The 17,594-nt window shown below is 49.4% G+C and carries 20 protein-coding genes; 2 read left to right on the top strand and 18 right to left on the bottom strand.

Features of this window, described 5'->3' with window-relative positions; genetic code table 11:
- Nucleotides 1-14: 14 nt before the first annotated feature.
- The 11 genes from dinB to lafA all read right to left on the bottom strand — a co-directional run bounded on the left by dinB (nucleotide 15) and on the right by lafA (nucleotide 9,290).
- Nucleotides 15-1,070: a DNA polymerase IV gene (gene dinB, locus AACS05_RS04250; protein WP_045440234.1), complete on the bottom strand. Its 1,056-nt coding sequence runs from the start codon at nucleotides 1,068-1,070 to the stop codon at nucleotides 15-17.
- A gap of 78 nt (nucleotides 1,071-1,148) precedes the next feature.
- Nucleotides 1,149-1,796, bottom strand: a complete 648-nt coding sequence (locus AACS05_RS04245) for a hypothetical protein (protein WP_045440231.1) — start codon at nucleotides 1,794-1,796, stop codon at nucleotides 1,149-1,151.
- 53 nt (nucleotides 1,797-1,849) lie between these two features.
- Nucleotides 1,850-2,848, bottom strand: coding sequence for a putative lateral flagellar export/assembly protein LafU (lafU, locus tag AACS05_RS04240; RefSeq protein ID WP_045440228.1), 999 nt, complete (start codon nucleotides 2,846-2,848; stop codon nucleotides 1,850-1,852).
- A gap of 2 nt (nucleotides 2,849-2,850) precedes the next feature.
- Entirely contained in the window at nucleotides 2,851-3,714 is an 864-nt protein-coding gene (gene motA / locus AACS05_RS04235) for a flagellar motor stator protein MotA (protein WP_045440225.1), read from the bottom strand.
- Between the two features lie 29 nt (nucleotides 3,715-3,743).
- Complete coding sequence (locus AACS05_RS04230; protein ID WP_045440222.1) at nucleotides 3,744-4,460, bottom strand: FliA/WhiG family RNA polymerase sigma factor; 717 nt, start codon at nucleotides 4,458-4,460, stop codon at nucleotides 3,744-3,746.
- Between the two features lie 20 nt (nucleotides 4,461-4,480).
- On the bottom strand, nucleotides 4,481-4,951 hold the full coding sequence (locus AACS05_RS04225; protein ID WP_045440219.1) for a flagellar basal body-associated FliL family protein: 471 nt from the start codon (nucleotides 4,949-4,951) through the stop codon (nucleotides 4,481-4,483).
- A gap of 7 nt (nucleotides 4,952-4,958) precedes the next feature.
- Entirely contained in the window at nucleotides 4,959-6,137 is a 1,179-nt protein-coding gene (locus AACS05_RS04220; RefSeq protein WP_045440216.1) for a flagellar hook-length control protein FliK, read from the bottom strand.
- Nucleotides 6,134-6,451: a hypothetical protein gene (locus tag AACS05_RS04215; RefSeq protein ID WP_045440212.1), complete on the bottom strand. Its 318-nt coding sequence runs from the start codon at nucleotides 6,449-6,451 to the stop codon at nucleotides 6,134-6,136. The genes AACS05_RS04220 and AACS05_RS04215 overlap by 4 nt, the downstream gene beginning before the upstream one ends.
- Nucleotides 6,452-6,455: 4 nt before the next feature.
- The gene (fliS, locus tag AACS05_RS04210) at nucleotides 6,456-6,848 is read right to left on the bottom strand and encodes a flagellar export chaperone FliS (protein ID WP_045440209.1); all 393 of its coding nucleotides are present in this window, start codon (nucleotides 6,846-6,848) and stop codon (nucleotides 6,456-6,458) included.
- A 33-nt stretch (nucleotides 6,849-6,881) separates the two neighbouring features.
- Nucleotides 6,882-8,183: a flagellar filament capping protein FliD gene (gene fliD, locus AACS05_RS04205; RefSeq protein ID WP_045440207.1), complete on the bottom strand. Its 1,302-nt coding sequence runs from the start codon at nucleotides 8,181-8,183 to the stop codon at nucleotides 6,882-6,884.
- Nucleotides 8,184-8,384: 201 nt separating this feature from the next.
- Nucleotides 8,385-9,290 (bottom strand): lateral flagellin LafA, encoded by a 906-nt coding sequence (gene lafA / locus AACS05_RS04200; protein WP_045440205.1) that lies wholly within the window; start codon nucleotides 9,288-9,290, stop codon nucleotides 8,385-8,387.
- A 515-nt stretch (nucleotides 9,291-9,805) separates the two neighbouring features.
- Here lafA and AACS05_RS04195 point away from each other — a divergent pair.
- Entirely contained in the window at nucleotides 9,806-10,759 is a 954-nt protein-coding gene (locus AACS05_RS04195; RefSeq protein ID WP_045440203.1) for a transcriptional regulator, read from the top strand.
- Nucleotides 10,737-11,216 carry a hypothetical protein gene (locus tag AACS05_RS04190; RefSeq protein ID WP_045440201.1) on the top strand — a complete coding sequence of 160 codons (480 nt, stop codon included), beginning with the start codon at nucleotides 10,737-10,739 and terminating at the stop codon, nucleotides 11,214-11,216. The genes AACS05_RS04195 and AACS05_RS04190 overlap by 23 nt, the downstream gene beginning before the upstream one ends.
- On the opposite strand, the gene AACS05_RS04185 is transcribed toward AACS05_RS04190, so the two are convergent.
- The 7 genes from AACS05_RS04185 to flgG all read right to left on the bottom strand — a co-directional run bounded on the left by AACS05_RS04185 (nucleotide 11,213) and on the right by flgG (nucleotide 17,590).
- Nucleotides 11,213-12,214: a hypothetical protein gene (locus AACS05_RS04185; protein ID WP_045440197.1), complete on the bottom strand. Its 1,002-nt coding sequence runs from the start codon at nucleotides 12,212-12,214 to the stop codon at nucleotides 11,213-11,215. The two genes, AACS05_RS04190 and AACS05_RS04185, sit on opposite strands and share 4 nt — an antisense overlap.
- A 25-nt stretch (nucleotides 12,215-12,239) precedes the next feature.
- Nucleotides 12,240-13,169 (bottom strand): flagellar hook-associated protein FlgL, encoded by a 930-nt coding sequence (flgL, locus tag AACS05_RS04180; RefSeq protein ID WP_045440194.1) that lies wholly within the window; start codon nucleotides 13,167-13,169, stop codon nucleotides 12,240-12,242.
- Nucleotides 13,170-13,186: 17 nt separating this feature from the next.
- Nucleotides 13,187-14,563 carry a flagellar hook-associated protein FlgK gene (gene flgK, locus AACS05_RS04175; RefSeq protein ID WP_045440192.1) on the bottom strand — a complete coding sequence of 459 codons (1,377 nt, stop codon included), beginning with the start codon at nucleotides 14,561-14,563 and terminating at the stop codon, nucleotides 13,187-13,189.
- 97 nt (nucleotides 14,564-14,660) lie between these two features.
- Nucleotides 14,661-14,972, bottom strand: a complete 312-nt coding sequence (locus AACS05_RS04170; protein ID WP_045440189.1) for a rod-binding protein — start codon at nucleotides 14,970-14,972, stop codon at nucleotides 14,661-14,663.
- Complete coding sequence (locus AACS05_RS04165; protein ID WP_045440187.1) at nucleotides 14,972-16,093, bottom strand: flagellar basal body P-ring protein FlgI; 1,122 nt, start codon at nucleotides 16,091-16,093, stop codon at nucleotides 14,972-14,974. The genes AACS05_RS04170 and AACS05_RS04165 overlap by 1 nt, the downstream gene beginning before the upstream one ends.
- A 14-nt stretch (nucleotides 16,094-16,107) precedes the next feature.
- Nucleotides 16,108-16,773: a flagellar basal body L-ring protein FlgH gene (flgH, locus tag AACS05_RS04160; protein ID WP_045440184.1), complete on the bottom strand. Its 666-nt coding sequence runs from the start codon at nucleotides 16,771-16,773 to the stop codon at nucleotides 16,108-16,110.
- Nucleotides 16,774-16,804: 31 nt separating this feature from the next.
- Nucleotides 16,805-17,590 (bottom strand): flagellar basal-body rod protein FlgG, encoded by a 786-nt coding sequence (gene flgG, locus AACS05_RS04155; protein ID WP_045440182.1) that lies wholly within the window; start codon nucleotides 17,588-17,590, stop codon nucleotides 16,805-16,807.
- Nucleotides 17,591-17,594 lie beyond the last annotated feature (4 nt).

The raw sequence follows: 17,594 nt of genomic DNA, 5'->3' as shown, positions 1-17,594 counted from the left end.
GCAAATAATCCAGGTTAGAGTCCTAACAACAGTTGTCTCTCGAGCTGCGGATCCAGCAGCGTCACGTGTAATCCCACCAGCCGAACTCCCCGCCCTCCCCGACGCTCATCCCAGGTTTTACGCGCGGTTGCAATTAAATCGTCTTTATTTAAGCGCGGCCAGACGTGTTCCTGCGTCGTCTGCTGAAAATCATTAAACTTTAATTTAATGCCCTGGCGAGCGATGAAGAGATCCGGCTTCACTTTCGCCAGACGTCGTTCCAGTTCCGGGTAAAGCCGTTCGATGATCGCCTCGCACTCTGGCCACTCATGAATGTCTTCCGCGAGGGTACGCTCGACGCCAACTGACTTACGCATTCTGTCATTGCTGACATCCCGTTCGTCAATCCCCTGGCTGCGCTCCCACAGCACCCGACCAAATTTACCAAAACGCTTAAGCAATATGGCCAGATCGCATTTTTGTACATCCTCGCAGGTGCGCAACCCCATGGCTTCGAGCTTTGCAGCAGAAACTTTCCCGACGCCAGGAATTTTCCCCAGGGGTAACGTTCTGATGAATTCAGGGACATCCGCAGGGGTTATCACATATTGCCCGTTGGGTTTATTCAAATCTGAGGCGATTTTGGCCAGGAACTTAACCGGTGCAATCCCCGCCGAGGCGGTGAGTTGTAACTCATTAAAAATCGTCTGGCGGATCTCGTGGGCAATCAGCGTGGCGGAGCCGTGGCAATGAGTGCTGTCGGTAACATCCAGATAGGCTTCATCCAGGGAAAGAGGCTCGATGAGTGAGGTGTAGCGCGAAAAGATAGCCTGGATCTGGCTGGAGGCTTCTTTATAAGCCTCATAGCGCCCAGGCAATAAGGTGAGATGCGGACACAATTTTAGCGCCATTCCTGTGGGCATCGCACTGCGTACACCAAATTTCCTCGCCGGGTAATTAGCCGTACTGATGACCCCTCTGCGTTCACGGCTCCCACCGATAGCAATGGGAATATCACGCAGGGCGGGGTTATCGCGCATTTCCACCGCCGCGAAAAAGCAGTCCATATCGACATGTATGATTTTGCGCATAACTCGCCTCCCACAACACTGTTTAAGTATACAGTATTTTTGTATCGTGAGAAGTATGAATCTGCCTTACGCGGGGGATTACGCTGGCTCCGGTTCATTCATGACAAAGCGAGCGTCACACAGGTAACGTACAACGTCTTTCGGCGCATGATCCGCGGGATTGCCCGCCAAACTGACAAACAGCTTATTCACTTTTCTGACATTTGCCCGCAGGATCCTCTCAATGGTCATCTGATGAAATGCCTCATCTTCGATGCAAAAAAGCTCGTAGTCGCCCAACCGTTCGCCACAAATTTCACAATGATTCATCCAGTAGCGAAGCCCGGTTGTTTTACTCTTATCCAGATAGTAATTGCTGGCCTTGATGTTCTTTTTTATCTCATCAGGCAGAGAATTAATATGGAAGAGAAACGTATTGCGCCGCACAGACTGCCAGCCTTTACCATCCTGATTTTGTTTAATAAAGCGGGTAAACATCACTCCATGAATACGCGTTGGCTGGTGGCAGCTCCAACAGTGCATCTTCGATGTAATCACCAGGCAGTAAGGTGCCACGATATTAAAAGCATCAGTATCGTAAGCATAACCACGAAGTGCCTCATTCAGCTGACGAGGTTCGGTGTACCAGATACCGGAAACATTGTCGAAATGCGCCCCCTGACGAGTAACATCAGTACTACTATCGGTCGGAATATCTAAGGGAATTAAATCGGTTACAGCAATCATGCGACTCTCTTGAGAAAAAATGCCCCCACGTTGCGTGGGAGCAGAGAACAGAATTAATGAGGTACAGAAACGGGTTGTTGACTCAAGGAAGTCACCTGCTTTTGCTTATCCAGCTTGTCCACCAGCGGTTGCACCACCTTCTCTCCATGCTGACCAAAATACTGATACAGCGTGTCGGAAGCGCTTTGCGTCAACACCATGATCTCAATGCGGCGGTTACCTGCGCTCTCTGGATTATTCGCATCCAGCAGCATTTGATCCGCCATTGCACTGACCTGCATGACTTTATCCTGAGGCATTCCGGCATCTTCCAGAACACGACGGGCCGACAATGCGCGATCGCCAGAAAGATTCCAGTTGTTATAGATGTTGCTCTTATAACTCATCGCATCCGTATGTCCGGTAATGATGATCCTGTTATCCAGCGAATCAAATACAGGAGCAAGCTCAACCAGCAATGATTTAAAGAACGGCATAATTTTCGCACTGCCGCGTTCAAACATATTCCGGTTCTGGTCATCTTTAATCAGCACCCGCAACCCCTGGGGAACGATCTCCATTTCCAGATTGGTTTCCATATGTGCATTGCGGGCAATAGCATTGATGTTGGTCGCCAGTTCACCGAGTTCACGCGCCGATTTTTGCTTCAGTAATACCGTTTTCTCATTTACATCCAGCGCCTTTTTGGCGTTTTCTTCTGTGACCTTCGCGGTCTCTTGCGGATGCGTGGTTTTATCCAGTTTGTTTGGCGTGACGTTTTTCTTCTGGGCACCCGGCGCTATCGGCTGTTTACCCAGTTTGTTTAACGGTGCCATACCGCCACCATTAAAAATTGACTGACCGTGTAGTGCCGCCACGATATTTTCACGATCGGCCTTACTGACGCTGTTCACAATCCACAGCGTCATAAAGAGCGCCATCATCGCCAGCGTGAAGTCAGCAAATGCCACCTTCCATGCGCCGCCATGATGACCAGCATGATTCTTTTTAATTTGTCGCCGGATAATAGTGGTCTTTGCACCGCGGTCACGACGATTTGGCCCCTTCCCCATGCTTATTCTTGCTCCAGCATCGCATTGACCCATGCATCCAGATTGGCAAATGTGGGTTTAGAAGCCAGGTGAAGGAGTTTACGACCGGCATCTACAGCCAGCAGAGTCGGTTTACCGCCCGCCTGCGCCACCAACACGGTACGCACACATTCCAGCAGAGAGTGCTCTGCACGGGCCTGTTGTTCCATAGCGTTCGCCAGCGGATCCATCAGGCAGTAGCAGATGAATACCCCTAAAAAGGTCCCCACCAGCGCGGCGGCAACTTTCAGACCGATTAGTGCGATAGATCCATCGATAGACTGCATGGTGATGATAATCCCCAGCACCGCCGCACAAATACCAAAACCAGGCATCGCCTCTGCGGTACGCTGTAGTGAACGCGAGGGGGTTAACAGAGACTCTTCCGCCGTATCCAGCTCCTGATCAAGAATGCCTTCCAGTTCATGGGCATCAATTTTTCCCATAGCCATCAGGCGGAAGTTATCCGCAATAAATGTCACCAGGCGTTTTTGTGTCAGCACCAGCGGGTATTTTTGAAAGATGGTACTTTCTTCCGGCTGTTCTATATGCTGATCCAGCATACGCAGCCCACCGTTTTGTACCATTTCCAGCAGTTCATACAGGCACATCAGTAACTGGCGCTGAAACTCCGGCCCCATTTTCTTTTTACTGATCACCCCTTTAATTTGGTGGATGATCTCTTTAAGCACATGCATCGGGTTACCAATAATCATGGCCCCCAAACCCGCCCCGATAATAATGATAATTTCCGCCGGTTGCCAAATAGCAATTAACTGCCCACCAGCTTCAAAATAACCACCAAATACACAGCCTAAAATGACCAATAGACCAAAAATCTTTTGCATTACATCCTCCGCATCGCGATGCGTAATTGTTAATCTTGATATAAACAATCACGAATCTTCTGCGTGATTTTTTTATTCATTTGACAAATTCGGGCTTCCGTCAGCCCCAACACCAGCGCAATCTCTTTTAAATTCATATCGTGCTGGTAATACATTGAGAGCACGAGGCCCTCTTTTTCACTGAGTTGTCTCAGCGCATGGCTCAACATTTCCTGAGTAACAATTTGTTCCTCAAGCCCCCGCCCTTCGAGCGTGACAACTGACATGTCACCACTCAATAATTCATCCAGACTGGCCAGTGTTTCTGCACCTTCCAGCTGTTGGTATTCTTGATAATCTTCTGACGACAATCCCAACTGTGAGAGCTCTTCCCACCCAGGCTCGTGTCCGAGTTGTTTGCGCGCATCACGAATCAGATCTTTAATCTGATGGTATTTCTGTCGTAACTGGCGAGGACGCCAGTCGAGGCTGCGTAGTTCATCCAGAATTGCCCCACGTATGCGATGTACGGCATATCCGGCAAAGCCTTCATCAGGCATACCGTAGCGACGAATTGCATTCAGCAACCCCATCAGCGCCGTTTGCTCCATATCCTGCCTGTCGATAACGCAGGTACATTGCGGCGCAAGTTGCCGCACGACTTTGCGTACCAGTGGAAGATAAGCCTGTAAATAATGACTCTCTTCCTGTGGCGTGAGCACGGGTGTCGCATTAAAATCTTCTGATTCGTAAGCTTCCTGTATCATTTTATTTCCTGGCTTGCCGTTTATTGAAACACGACTTTTTTCACCAGAATATCCTTATACGGTGCAGCCATTTTTCGGGTTGTTAATTCTTTTTTCAACGTATTAGAAACCATCGTCCTGATTTCTGATATTTTTAAAGAACGAATCTCTTCATATTTCATATTTGAAAGCTTATCGACAGTAATACTCTGATATAACGGTTCTTCTTTCTTTATTTTTTCAGCATCTTTGTCTGTATTCACAACCATAACTAATTCAGCCACCATGTAATGATCTTCACCTTCACTGTCATGAAGAGTGACCACCGTTTCAGGTAAGGAGACAAAAATACTGCTGGTATCATCAAGGCTATTTTCTGCTTCTGCGGCAGGATGTGTCGTCGCAGCTGCGGTTCCCTTTGCCATAAAATGATAAATACCCCACGCGGCTCCCCCCGCAATACCCAGAGCCACGACGGAACTGATTACACACGCGATAACAATTTTCTTCATTTTGCTTTTACACTTTGATCAAAACGGATTCATTCCGTTGAAATTGAGGTTCGTCATTAAGGGTTAATGCCGACGTCACCTCATCCTGTTGATGACCTGACTGCTGTTGTTGCTGCCGCTGTTGCGATTGCCCTTCAGAGGAGACCTGCACATTCACTTCCATGAAGTTCTGCGCCGTCAGATGCTGACGTAAGTTCTCGCTAAATTGCTGCAACGAACGGCAGACATCACTCTGATTTGCGCCGATGTGAACCATCAGCTTTCCCGCATCCAGCTGTACGGCAATTTCCAGTTTGCCAAGTGATGGAGGGTCCAGACGAATGGTAGAAATTTGCTGCTGCTGACCTAATTGAAACTGAATCCGGTCTTTCAGCAGTGCCGTGAGTTTCTCCCCCAGTTCATCTGGCGACATTGCCACAGACTCAGAAATTTGCATCGGCGCCACGCTACGATCAGCAACAGCATTCGCCGGTTGATTCACCCGAGCGGACATATTGAGCAAGTTCTGGGCGGAGGTGGACTGACTCACATCACTGCTGCCACTTTTTTTTACCACCGCCATTGGGTGCGGAAGAGGAGCTTCCGCTGACTTCACTCGAGCAGTCATTTGCTGCGGGGAAGAGAGTGGCGGCTGTTCCGGAGAGATCGCACGTAAATCCTGGGCGGAAAACGTGCTCAGTTTTGCCTGCTGCTCAGGTGTTGCCTGCGGCATATCCTGGGTTAATGACGTCAACAACGCTTGCAGTTTAGGCGGAAGTGAGGAGAGATCTTTCACATTCTGCGCAACTGCTGCGGGTTTTTCCTGCTGCGCCATTGCGCTTGCCAGTTGCCGGACGAGCGCCCCTTCTGTATTTCCGGATTGCACCTGCGACAGCATTTTCAACACGTCACCATCAGGTGGTTTCTGTGCAGCAGCGGGAACCGCCGTCTGAGCTGGATGCGCCAGCAGCATAGCCAGTAATGCCTGCATTGCTGCTGGGTTAGTATCATCGTGATGACGCTCAGCAGCAGACGCCTGCTGCTGGTTAACTTTTGCACCGAGCAGACGTTCCGCCACAGCGTTAAACCCCGCCTGTGGTAAAGTAAATGCGCTGCCGCTCCCGGAAGGTTCCGGGGCCGAAATAGAGGCCTTTTCGGGCGCGGCCTCTGCCAGCGCACTGGCCAGAGCAGCTAATACAGGGTTCATGCCTTCTCCGAAATTAAATTAACCATTGAATACGCCATCATCCCCTCCTGATTTTGCTGATGTTTATCCATACGCGTTTTGAGCTCTCCCGCACGCCGCTCACGGCGCTCAATCAGCGCTGAAAATGCCGCACGCATGTGATTTTTCACTTCATGCAGCGCTGTGACGTCTTGTTCCCATGCTTCATATTCATGAAAGACGCTCATCACTTGCTTATGCAGCGCGGGCAATCGCCGCCAGCGATTTTTGTCCAGAGCTTCGTTCATCGCATCGACCAGGGCATAAAGCTGCTGTTGCTGTTGCTCTCTTTCCATCGCCCTATCCAAGTTTGGCCGACAGACCTTCCCAGCCTGTGCGCAGATTGGTCAGAATCAGGATCACTTCATCAATCTTTTCCAATGACATTTCACCGCTGGCTTCATACAGACGGTAGACGCAATGGTCATAAAGGCGGGACAAATTCACCACCAGTTCGCCACCTGTTTCAAACTCCAGCGAACTGGTTAAGGCGTTGAGAATATCGATGCATTTGTTGATGCTTTGCGCCTTCTTCTCGAAACGTTTGTTCTCGATGTGACTTTTAGCGCGCTCCAGTTCATCCATCAAACCGGAGAACAGCACCAGTACCAGCTCTAACGGTGAAGCGGCAGCCGTGCGGGCAGCAAGATCCATCTCTTTGTATTGCGAATAACCATCCTGCGTGTCGTACATGTTGACTCTCTATTCTTTTGCTAAACCAGTTGCTTACATAAACGCAGCCATACTCACTTTCATGGTGTACGTTTCAATCAGCGTATTGGTGTACTCTTCCAGGTAGCGGTCATAGTTGGTGTTATAGGTTTGAGTGAGCTGATCGCTTTCGTCCTGGATTTTGCCCTGCTGATCCTCAATATTATCCTCACGCATGGCGATAATACCGGTGCTGGAATCCAGGTAGCTTTCCATCAGGCTGTCCATCTGTGCGACCATGCTGTCGTCACCGACGAAGATAGAAGTCAGGCCATCCGGATTCTCTTCCATCGCTTCGTTAAACTTATCTGAGTCGACCTGTAAATGGCCGTCAGAATCCAGCGAAATGCCGTAATCCACGATCGACACACCGCCATAGTAAGCATGCGCTATGTCATCGAGTTGGCTCGTTAACGAACTGAGTCCTGCATCGCCCGCAAATACACCGGGATTTGAACCATTACCACCATTGCTGGTGAGTGAATTGACGGTATCGATAAGCGTGTTATAAGCATCTACAAAAGTTTGTACTTTTGCCTGCGAAGCGCTGGAGTCTTCCGCAATGGTAATAGTGGTAACATCACTGGGATCATCGGGATCGCTGGCTTCTGTGAAAGTCATGCTCACACCAGGGATCACATCATCAAAGGTATTGGTGCTGCTGGTTATGGTTTGCCCACTAGCTCCCCCCAGACAAATCACAGCATCTTGCGCTTTTGTCATCGCGGTGTCGGGGCTGGCAATGACGGTTCCATTCACGGTCGCCGTAAAGGCGCTATCCTCACCGGTACTGTCAGACGTCAGCATAATGGTTGTCTGACCGTCCGTTTTTACCAGCGCCGCCGAGACCCCAGGGTTATCATCGGAATTATTGATAGCATTCACCAGCCCGGTGGAATCGATCTTATTATCACCATCGCTATCAGCTGTAGAGAGATCGATCTCCATGGTGCTGCCATCTGCCATGGTCAGGTCAAACGTACCCGTTGCATCGTAGGTATTATCTGCCATCTGGAACGTTGACTGCTGCGCCTGAGCCAGTTGCTGAACATAAAACGAATACGTTCCCGCCTGCGCTTCTGAGTTCGCCGACACCGTTGCTGCATCATTATTTGTCGTCGCCGAAAAGGTCAGCGGACCGTCGGTATCACTGTTTAATGCATCAATGGCCGATTGAAAATCGGTTAAAGCCGTACTCAGCGAATCCAGCCCGCTACTTTCAGCGTCCAGTTGCGCCTGCTGTTGCATCAGGTTTGCACTTTGCGTGGCGATATCCGCATAGGCGGCAGCTTTCGCCATGGTTCTTGGGTTAATCATGAATAACTCCGTGCGACGTTATTGATACTTAAGCAAGAGGTGTGCCAATTTTACATTTCATTTAAAATCAACAAATTATTGAGCACGTGGAAATCAAATTTCCGCTGAGCGGGAAGCTTGCAGACCAACCCTCTGCCGCTGAAAGCACAACACCGCCAGTCGGCGGTGTTGTGATTGGCGCAATTTCACCACTGAACAGAATTACTGCAGCAGGCTGGACACCATGCTGGACATGCTGTTGGACTGCTTCAGCATGGTAATACCGGTTTGCATCAGCACCTGTTGTTGCGTCATGTTGGAGGCTTCCGTCGCGTAATCGGTATCCATAATGTTACCGATTGCCACTTCAGTGTTGTCCTGCATGCTGGTCAGGTTATTCGCAGTGTCGTTCAGACGGTTGATAGACGCACCCAACTTGGACTGAATTTTAGAAACGTCATCCATTGCAGTCTGAATGGTACCGATCATCGCGTTTGCAGAACCAGAAGTGGTCAGTTCAGTACCACCGGAAACACCCGTTGCACCCGACTGATCGGCACCGAAAGAGGTGCTGACAGCGGTCAGGTCAGTTACCAGAGTGTCCAGCTGGCTGGAGATATCCACAGTCATGGTGTCAGAAGATTCAGCACCAACCTGGAAGGTCACTGCGCTCTGGAACAGACCAGAAGCACCGGTGTTGCTGCCAGAAGCTGTACCAAACAGGTTAGTACCGCCGTAGGTGGTGTTCTGCAGCATGTCGGACATCTGCTGACCCAGTTCATCAAACTCATCCTGCATAGCCTGCATGTCGTCAGCGTTGTATGTTCCGTTCGCTGCTTGCGTGGACAAGTCTTTCATACGGCCGAGAACGTCGGTCATTTCATCAAACGTGCTATCTGCAGTTTGCAGCATTGCGGTTGCGTCCTGAATGTTGCTCAGCGCAACACCCATACCGCTTGACTGTGCAGTCAGACGGTTAGCAATTTGTTTGCCTGCGGCGTCATCTGCAGAAGAGTTAATACGGCTACCCGTCGCCAGGCGTTCCATAGAAGTAGACAGAGATGAACTACTTTTGTTGATTGCGTTAACAGCCGCCATTGATGCGGTATTGGTATTAATTGATAACATGGTACAGCTCCTTGGGAATAATCATCTTCGTTTCGATACCCTGTAAAAACGACCACCCGTTCAGAAAACTTAAAGCACCACATAAATTTTTTTTGCCGACATCATCATTAAGCATTCTGTGCTGTTGTTGTCAGCACTCAAAACCAAGACAAGCGCAAATTGAGCTTAAATAAAAAGATTATTAGTAATATCTCATTAAGCCATTACCCCTGATAACCAAAAATCGTTAACACCATGAAACCAATGAGATTAAACTCAAATCAGATCTTTTTATTTTACCAACCCTGCGCTTTTTTTTACATTTCGTTGCAAATGCAGTCTACTTTTATATTGTGAGTTTTTAGTGCTTTCGTTACATTCCAAGTCCATTTTTGGACTACGCAAAAAAACACTCTATACTTAAACTGTCACTTTCCAGCCAGTACGATATCTCTGTTTATCCAGAACTTTAATGCACTAATATTTAACGGTGTGGCATCAGGGATATAAAAATTCTTGCACAGGTAAACCAAACCATGAGTATTATAGTCAACAACTGGCGGATGGATCCTTCGCTTAATGCCCTGATCCATTGCGAGACAGGTGAAACGCGCCGTCTGGGCGAATACCATTTTATTCTTTTAGAAACATTAGCTAAAAATGCCGACTCTGTTTTATCTCGTTCATATTTAATGAGCGAAGTCTGGAAAAGTCGTATTGTGGGTGGGAATAGCCTTCCGACGGCTATTCATGCTTTACGTGTTGCGATTGATGATGATGGAAAACAACAAGAAATTATTAAGACCATCCCCAAAAAAGGCTATTTATTTAATAAAAGTTACCTTACCACCCTCAGTGATCAGACATTAATTAATGATGAAACCGAGGTCGCTGAAGAGAGCATACTGTCTCCCGCTTGCAGGACACCTGAGGAGGACAACGAGGCAGGCCATGAACAACTGGAAAACCATGATAAGTCATTACTTATCAATGAATCACCAGAAAAAAAAGAGAAAGAAAACATCACATCACGGCATCCCTATAGAGCCGTATTCATAACATTGCCTGTCATCGCTATCACTCTATTTTTATTTATTTTCATGTATTACTTTGAAGCTCCGTTCGCGACAAAACCTGTTGATGTACCACAGTTGATAAAAGAAAACACTGATAATGCCAATCAGATCTCGGTCTATCATCTTTACGATACTGATACCAAAAATAAAACGACATCTTTTTTTTCTCAACATCTTTTACCAGGAATGCAACTTATCAATCCGTTGTTGATCTCACATAATATGACAATGAATGTGTACTACAGAGAGTCTCTGAGTAAGTTTGTCCTTGATATTGTGCTTAGCAATCAATGCAATGACAGTTGGCAGCTGGTATTGAATTTTGATAACTGGCAGAACAAAGATAATGAAATGAATGCTATTATGTTTAAAGAAGTGGAGAAAATGTTAAATGAAATTCCTAAGTGCAAATAACTATTTTTCTTACATTGCGTTTACTTTTTTTTCGCTCGCTTCATTTATGGTACATGCACACATTGAAAACACTGTTGCCAGTAATTATAACCTTGCCACTGGGGAAAGTTCTCATTACGAACTCATCTTGAGCCCTCCTGGAAAAAACACAACCCTAACCTTCCTGCCAATCGGGGAAGGTAACAATACCCCCTCAATATTTAAGGTATCGGCATGTATTAATCGCTATTCTGGCACGGCTAAGCAGGGAGAATTTCATTTTAGCGGTGCAGAAACCGATCATACGGATCGCCGCCTGTCGAATTTAGGCGCCTTTGTTAACGAACATAATCTGCGTATGTGGTGGTTCCATTTAGATACGCAGCAAATTTTACTTTTTAATCAGGATGCTGGTGGCCTGCTTGTCTTGGATCCATCCTCGTTTATATCACAAGCAAAAGCATGTCAGTCTGACTAACGTAATAAACTCCGCACGGTCTGGCCAGAAAGTCTGGCCTGCCCGTTAACCGCTTGCGCTAACACCTGATAATTATGATTAGCGTGATCCAGTATTCCACCAAGTGACTCCGATGCTTTTACTGCGCTTTCTGCCTGTGGGAAGCGCGCCATACCATCAATCAATTGTCGGGCTTTCTCTTGCTGGGTCGCCATTTGCGCCCTCTGATCGCCAATGGCATCCAGGGCGTGTTGTATGGCATCTGGAGTACGGGAATTTCCTCGTGACAGGGTCTGCAACAATTCTTCTGCTCGCGAAGGATCGGCAAAGGTTTTCAACGGGGTAAACGTTGATGACTTTGCCTCCACATCGCGTGCGCTCAGCGTCTTTTCCAACTGAGGCCACTGTTTTTCTGTGGTGGAAAAGTTGAGCATGCCCTGCTGCTCGTGCATTTGCACTCCAACACGACGCAGCGCATGACTCATCATCATTTTATATTGGCCAGACTCGACATCGTCTCCGACCACCACCGCAGAAAGCTGAGTTTGCCGTCCATCGGAGACGCTGAACATCCGCGACTCCGAGGCATTTTTTTGCAGCATCCGCACCAGATCAGGCGATTGGAACGTCACTCGCGCTTCCCCCTGCAATACCGGGCGCAATTGACGATCGACCGCTCCACCGGAGAGCGACGATCGTTTTTCCAGCCACTGTGTAAGATCGGCCCCCTTCTGCTGCTGCGCCTGCCCGCCACGACGTGCCGCATGGCGATAATCCAGCAAATGCTGCTCCAGTTGGCCCAGATAGTGATCGGCCTGTTGCAGCGTAGTGAGCTGGTCGTTGAGCTGAACACTGTAACGCTGGGGCCGGGTAGTGATCAGTGGAGAGGCCGGGTAATCACTCGCCGTTGCGGGTAACTTTTGACGGACGGGAGCATTCTGAGCAACAGCATGCTGTTGAACGGAAGGATTGAGCGCTCCGTTAGCGGAGAGTGATGTTGTATTTAAACCGACCTGCATACTGTTCCTGAACCGTTGCTAATTGTTAAATCACACTAAAAAGGTTTAACTCACTCACTTTGGAGTAGGTTTTCAAGGTGGCTTCCATCGCCATTTCCAGCCCGGTAAATTCAATAGACGCGGGGCCGTAATCCAGATCGCTCAACTGGCTGATAAGCTGATCGTTAGAGGTGGAGATATCCGTCTGGGCATCACTCAACATGGTCATCGTATTCTGCGTTTCCCCCAACGAAGCGATTGACACATTGAGAGAATCAGAGGCGTCATCCACTGTATCGATGGCATTCTGAATATCGCTTTGCACTTGCGGATTGGAAGGGTCAACTGATGGATCCTGTAGCTCTTTCGACAGCGACGTGAGCGTGTTCAGTACATCAAGACTACTGCCAAAAAAATCACTGACTGCGACATTGGTATCAACCTCAACGCCATTGGAAACCGTGGTTTGACGATGATTGCTGTTGCCCTGATAGGTGTAGCTGTCAGTTACACCATCACCGTCATCATCCACTGCAACAATCGGCGGCTGATCGTTGACCGTACCGCCAAATACATAGTGGCCGTCTTCATCCTGATAATTTAATGCCGATACCATAGCCTCGGTCATAGACTGAATATCCTGGCCCAGACTGGCTAACGAATCAGCGGTATTAGTGCCGTTCGCCGCCTCCAGCAGATCGTCGCGTATCGCTAACAGATCGTTGTTAACCCCATCAAGAATCGACTCCTGCTGGCTCATACCCGACGATGCGGAATCAATATTACTCTGATATTGATCGAGAGCGGTTTGCTGGCGATTAAGCTGGGTGATACGGGTAGCGGCTATCGGATCATCAGACGGCAGCAAAATACTTTTCCCGGTCGCCATTTGCTCAACAACATGTGACAGTTGGCTGGAGAGATTATTAAAACTCTGCGTCATGGACACATAAGATTGTTGGGTAGAGACTCGCATAATAATAACCCTCCAGGTTAGCTACACATTTCCAGCACGGAATCGAAAATATCAGCACCCGTAGAGATCACTTTCAGGTTGGCCTCATAGATTTGCTGATAAGTAATAAGATTCACCGCTTCTTCATCCATACTGACGCCGCTGACGCTGCTCTGTTGGTTTTGTGCTTCAGAGTAAACGTTCGATGCTGCCGTCGCTTCCGTTTGAGTCTGCTGGCTGTAAATACCGATGTTGCTGATGATCGATGAGCAAGCTTCACCGACGGTCACGCTTCCCAGCCCCTCAATTTCCAGCGGTTCGGTGGAAATGTTGATCAACGCCTGCAGATTATCGCTATTGCCGCTTTCGTCCGGCGAACTGGAAAATGCCAGTTCATCGGCGGTGATATCCGGGTTAACCTCCAGTGGGCCATCGGCAGAGTTTTCATCATAAATAAACAGCGGCTCGCCGGGATTACCGTTCAGGTCATAGCCTTGTGCAAGCTGAGTATTCACCGCATTGGCAAATTGTTCCGCCATACTGTTGATAGTACCGCTCAGCGGCGTCAGCACTTCGTTCTGGTAATCAAACAGCGCACCTAAAGCGCCACCCGTATCGGAATTCATTGACGATGTCGTTCCGGCAAACGTCAGTGACATGCTCTGAGTGCCATCAGCATTGGTTTCCAATGCAATGGTTGAACTTTCTTGTCCGCTGACCAATGGCTGACCATTTTGCAACGTAACGTCGTAGTTCCCCTCATCATCAATATTGACCTGAACATCCATGATGCCGCTAAGCTGTTCAACCAATTGATCGCGGGCGTCGTACAGGGCAGATGCGTTATCACCGTTCGCTTCCGCCTCAGTGATCTGCTGGTTATAACTGGCAATGCCGCTGGTCAACGTATTCACCTGAGCAACATATGCCTGCTCCTGGCTGGCAATCTCACTACTTTGCGAGTCGATATAATCCAGAGTGTTATTCACACGCAGCGCCAGCGCACCAGACTCGCTGATCACCTGTTCACGTAAAGCAGAGTCATCCGGGCTGGTTGTCGCCTCGCTCAGCGCAGCAAAAAAATTATCAAATCCCGCGTTCAGGTTACTGTTGTCATCGCTAAGTACCGTTTCCAACTGGAGCAGGTATCCCTGTTGAGTGTCGTAGTAATGAAATTCGCTGGCAGAATACCAGACCTGATTCACCTGATACTGGTTCGACACCCGGCGAATACTGTCCACCTGCACACCATTACCGGCGCTGTTTGACGAGCCCGAGCTGGCGCCAATGGTACTGGTGACAGCAACCTGCCTGGTGTAACCATCCGTCAGCGCGTTGGCGGTGTTTTGCGCAGTGACGTTCAGCTCCACCTGCGCCGTAGATGCACCGCTGTAGCCAATATTAATCATATCCATCAAAGAATCCTTACCGGCCTGTCGCCCGGTCTGTCGTTAACAACCTTGCCGATAAAGAGCGGCGCAAAACCGCGGTTCTTAAGCCGCCGCCTGACCTTTATCCTTTGTGGTGGGGTGAGAGTTGCTTCACGATCATGGCCGCAATCCCAATCCCGTTATGTTGGGCCAGACTGTTGCTCAATTGGTCGTCATAAAAACCCTGCATCATACGCACCGAGTCGCTGTTAAACGGGTTATCTTTTGAATCAAAGATCTCATTGGTTTTACGCATCTCTTTCATCATGTTGCGTAAAAAAATCGCCTCAAACTGCTGAGCCGCTTTCTGCAAATCGTTATCTTTAATTTTGGGTCCCATTAACGCATCGCTACCGTCAACGCCCCCGCTGTGATTCACCTTGATGTCAGCCATCAGATCACCTCCAGGTCGGCATCCAGCGCACCAGCTTCATGCAGCGCCTGCAAAATAGACATAATGTCGTCCGGCGTTGCACCCAGGCTATTGAGAGCATTAACCAGTGTTTTCAGGCTGCTGGACTCCGGTAAGTTAATCACCCCAGGTCGGGCATGATTCACCGATATATTGCTCTGTGGAGTAACCGCAGTACGGCCACCTGCCAGGGCATTCGGCTGGCTAACATTGCTGCTTTCGTTGATAGAAACCGTCAGACTGCCGTGGGATACTGCCGCCGCATGCAGGGCGATCCCCTCTCCCATGACGACCGTGCCAGTACGCGAGTTAAACACCACGCGAGCACGGACTTTTTCGGCCAGTACCTGTACATCATCCAACTGGGACATAAAGGCAACGCGAGCACCTGGACTGGTTGGGGCACGAACGATAACGTTGGTCGAGCTTTGCGCAGTTGCAATACCGCCAAATGCCGCGTTGATCGCCCCCGCAATGTTATTAGCATCTTTAAAAGAGGGACGTTTCAGATTAAGCGTGATGGTATCGCCCATCTGGAAGTCGCTGGGTATTTCACGCTCCACTGATGCACCGTTCGGGATAAGTCCCGCCGTCGGCGTATTCACTGTAACGCTGGAGCCGCTGGCACCGGTCGCATTCATCCCGCCGACCACCACGCTCCCCTGCGCCAGGGCATAAACTTCTCCGTCAGCGCCATGTAGCTGGGTAAGCAACAATGTGCCACCGCGCAGGCTTTTGGCGTCGCCAATTGAAGAGACTGTGACATCAATGGTCTGCCCACGTGAGTACATTGGCGGCAGTGATGCACTGACGGCCACCGCCGCGACGTTTTTCACCTTTGGATCAATCTTGGACGGTAACTGAACACCGAACTGACGCAACATGTTGGTGATGGTCTGGTTTGTAAACTTGACCTGGTTTTTATCCCCGGTCCCATCCAGCCCAACAACCAGGCTGTAACCGATGAGTTGGTTTTCCCTGACACCCTGGACGTTGACCAGAGATTCCAGAGATTGCGCCTGCGTCGTACCAGACACAACAAGGCTGAGAGCGATCAAGACGCCACTTAACGCCTTCATCCAGCGCCCGCTTAGGTGTTGCATATCAAAATCCTGCATTAGATCGGGAAGAGAGGATGGTTAAACAGACGTGTCAGCCAGCCTGCCGCGTTGGCATCGCTCAACGCACCACGACCCGCGTACGAGATCCGCGCATCTGCAATACGTTGTGAAGAAACTGAGTTATCGTTCTGGATGTCATCGGCACGCACCAGCCCGCTCAGGCGAATATATTCATCCCCCTGGTTGAGGGTGAGCCATTTTTCGCCGCGAATTTCCAGAATGCCGTTCGGCTGTACAGAGTGCACAGATACTGTAATTTCACCGCGTAAGCTGTTCTGTTGTTGCGATGTCGCCGTACCATTGAAATCGCGATTGGCATCAATAGATCCCGACAGATTATCTTTGGTATGACCAAAAATAGTCGGCGCGCCGATATCGACGGTATTGTTCTTGCCGAAATTGGTTTTCGCCTGTTTGCTGGATTGGGTGGACTCTTCCAGCATAACGGTCAGGATGTCACCCACCCGATAGGCTCGGCGATCCGCCGTCAACGACCAGTTGTAACTTGTTTCGAACACGCCCCCTGCACGGCCATCAGCCGTCGGCTGTGCCTCCGTTTTCGGGGGGGCGAAGAATTCGTCATTCTTTTTGACCAGCATAGCCTGCGATTCACACCCGCTTAACAGGGGAAGCAGGACTATCAGCCAGAGATAATTTTTCACGTTCTGTCTATTTCCGTTTTACATTCTCGTATTACAGCGTCTGGCTAATAAACTGCAGCATATCGTCTGCCGCAGAGACCATTTTGGCGTTCATCTCATAGGCACGTTGAACGGTGATCATCGCCACCATTTCGTTGACGATATCCACATTCGAGCCTTCCAGCGCACTGTCCTGCAAGGTCCCCAGGCCATCTTCTCCCGGGATACCTTCCGTCGGTTGACCACTGGCGGCGGTTTCCAGATACAGGTTGTCGCCTTCGGCTGAAAGGCCTGCCGGATTGGCGAAATTCACCAACGTCAGTTGCCCCAGTTCGGTCGGATCGCTATCGCCAGGAAGGATCGCCGTCACGGTACCATCTTCGCCAAATGCCACATTGGTCGCACCGGTTGGCACATCAATCTCTGGTTGCAGAGGTAGCCCCTCGGAGTTAGTTAACACCCCATCAGCATTAATCTGCATGTTGCCGTCACGGGTATAAGCGATATCCCCGTTAGCCTTTTGCACTTGCCAGAACCCCTGTCCCATGATCGCCACATTCATCGCATTATCAGTAGTTTCCACATTCCCTTCGGTGAAGGTTTTCTGCGTACCAACAATGCGTACACCGCTGCCGAACTGCATTCCGGTCGGCATGATGTTGTTTTGATCAAGCATTGCGCCCGGCGCTTCCTGAGTCTGATAAAACAGATCCTGGAACATAACGCGGTCGCGCTTAAAGCCCGTGGTGTTGACGTTGGCGATGTTGTTGGCAATCGCACTCATCTCAGCATCCTGCGCCGACAGGCCGGTTTTACTGATCCATAACGCTGCATTCATAAAA

The organism is Citrobacter sp. S-77 (genome assembly GCF_963864895.1).
GTDB classification, from domain to species: domain Bacteria; phylum Pseudomonadota; class Gammaproteobacteria; order Enterobacterales; family Enterobacteriaceae; genus Citrobacter; species Citrobacter murliniae.
Note: the sequence above shows the minus strand (reverse complement) of the source record. Positions and strands in the feature narration are given on the sequence as shown.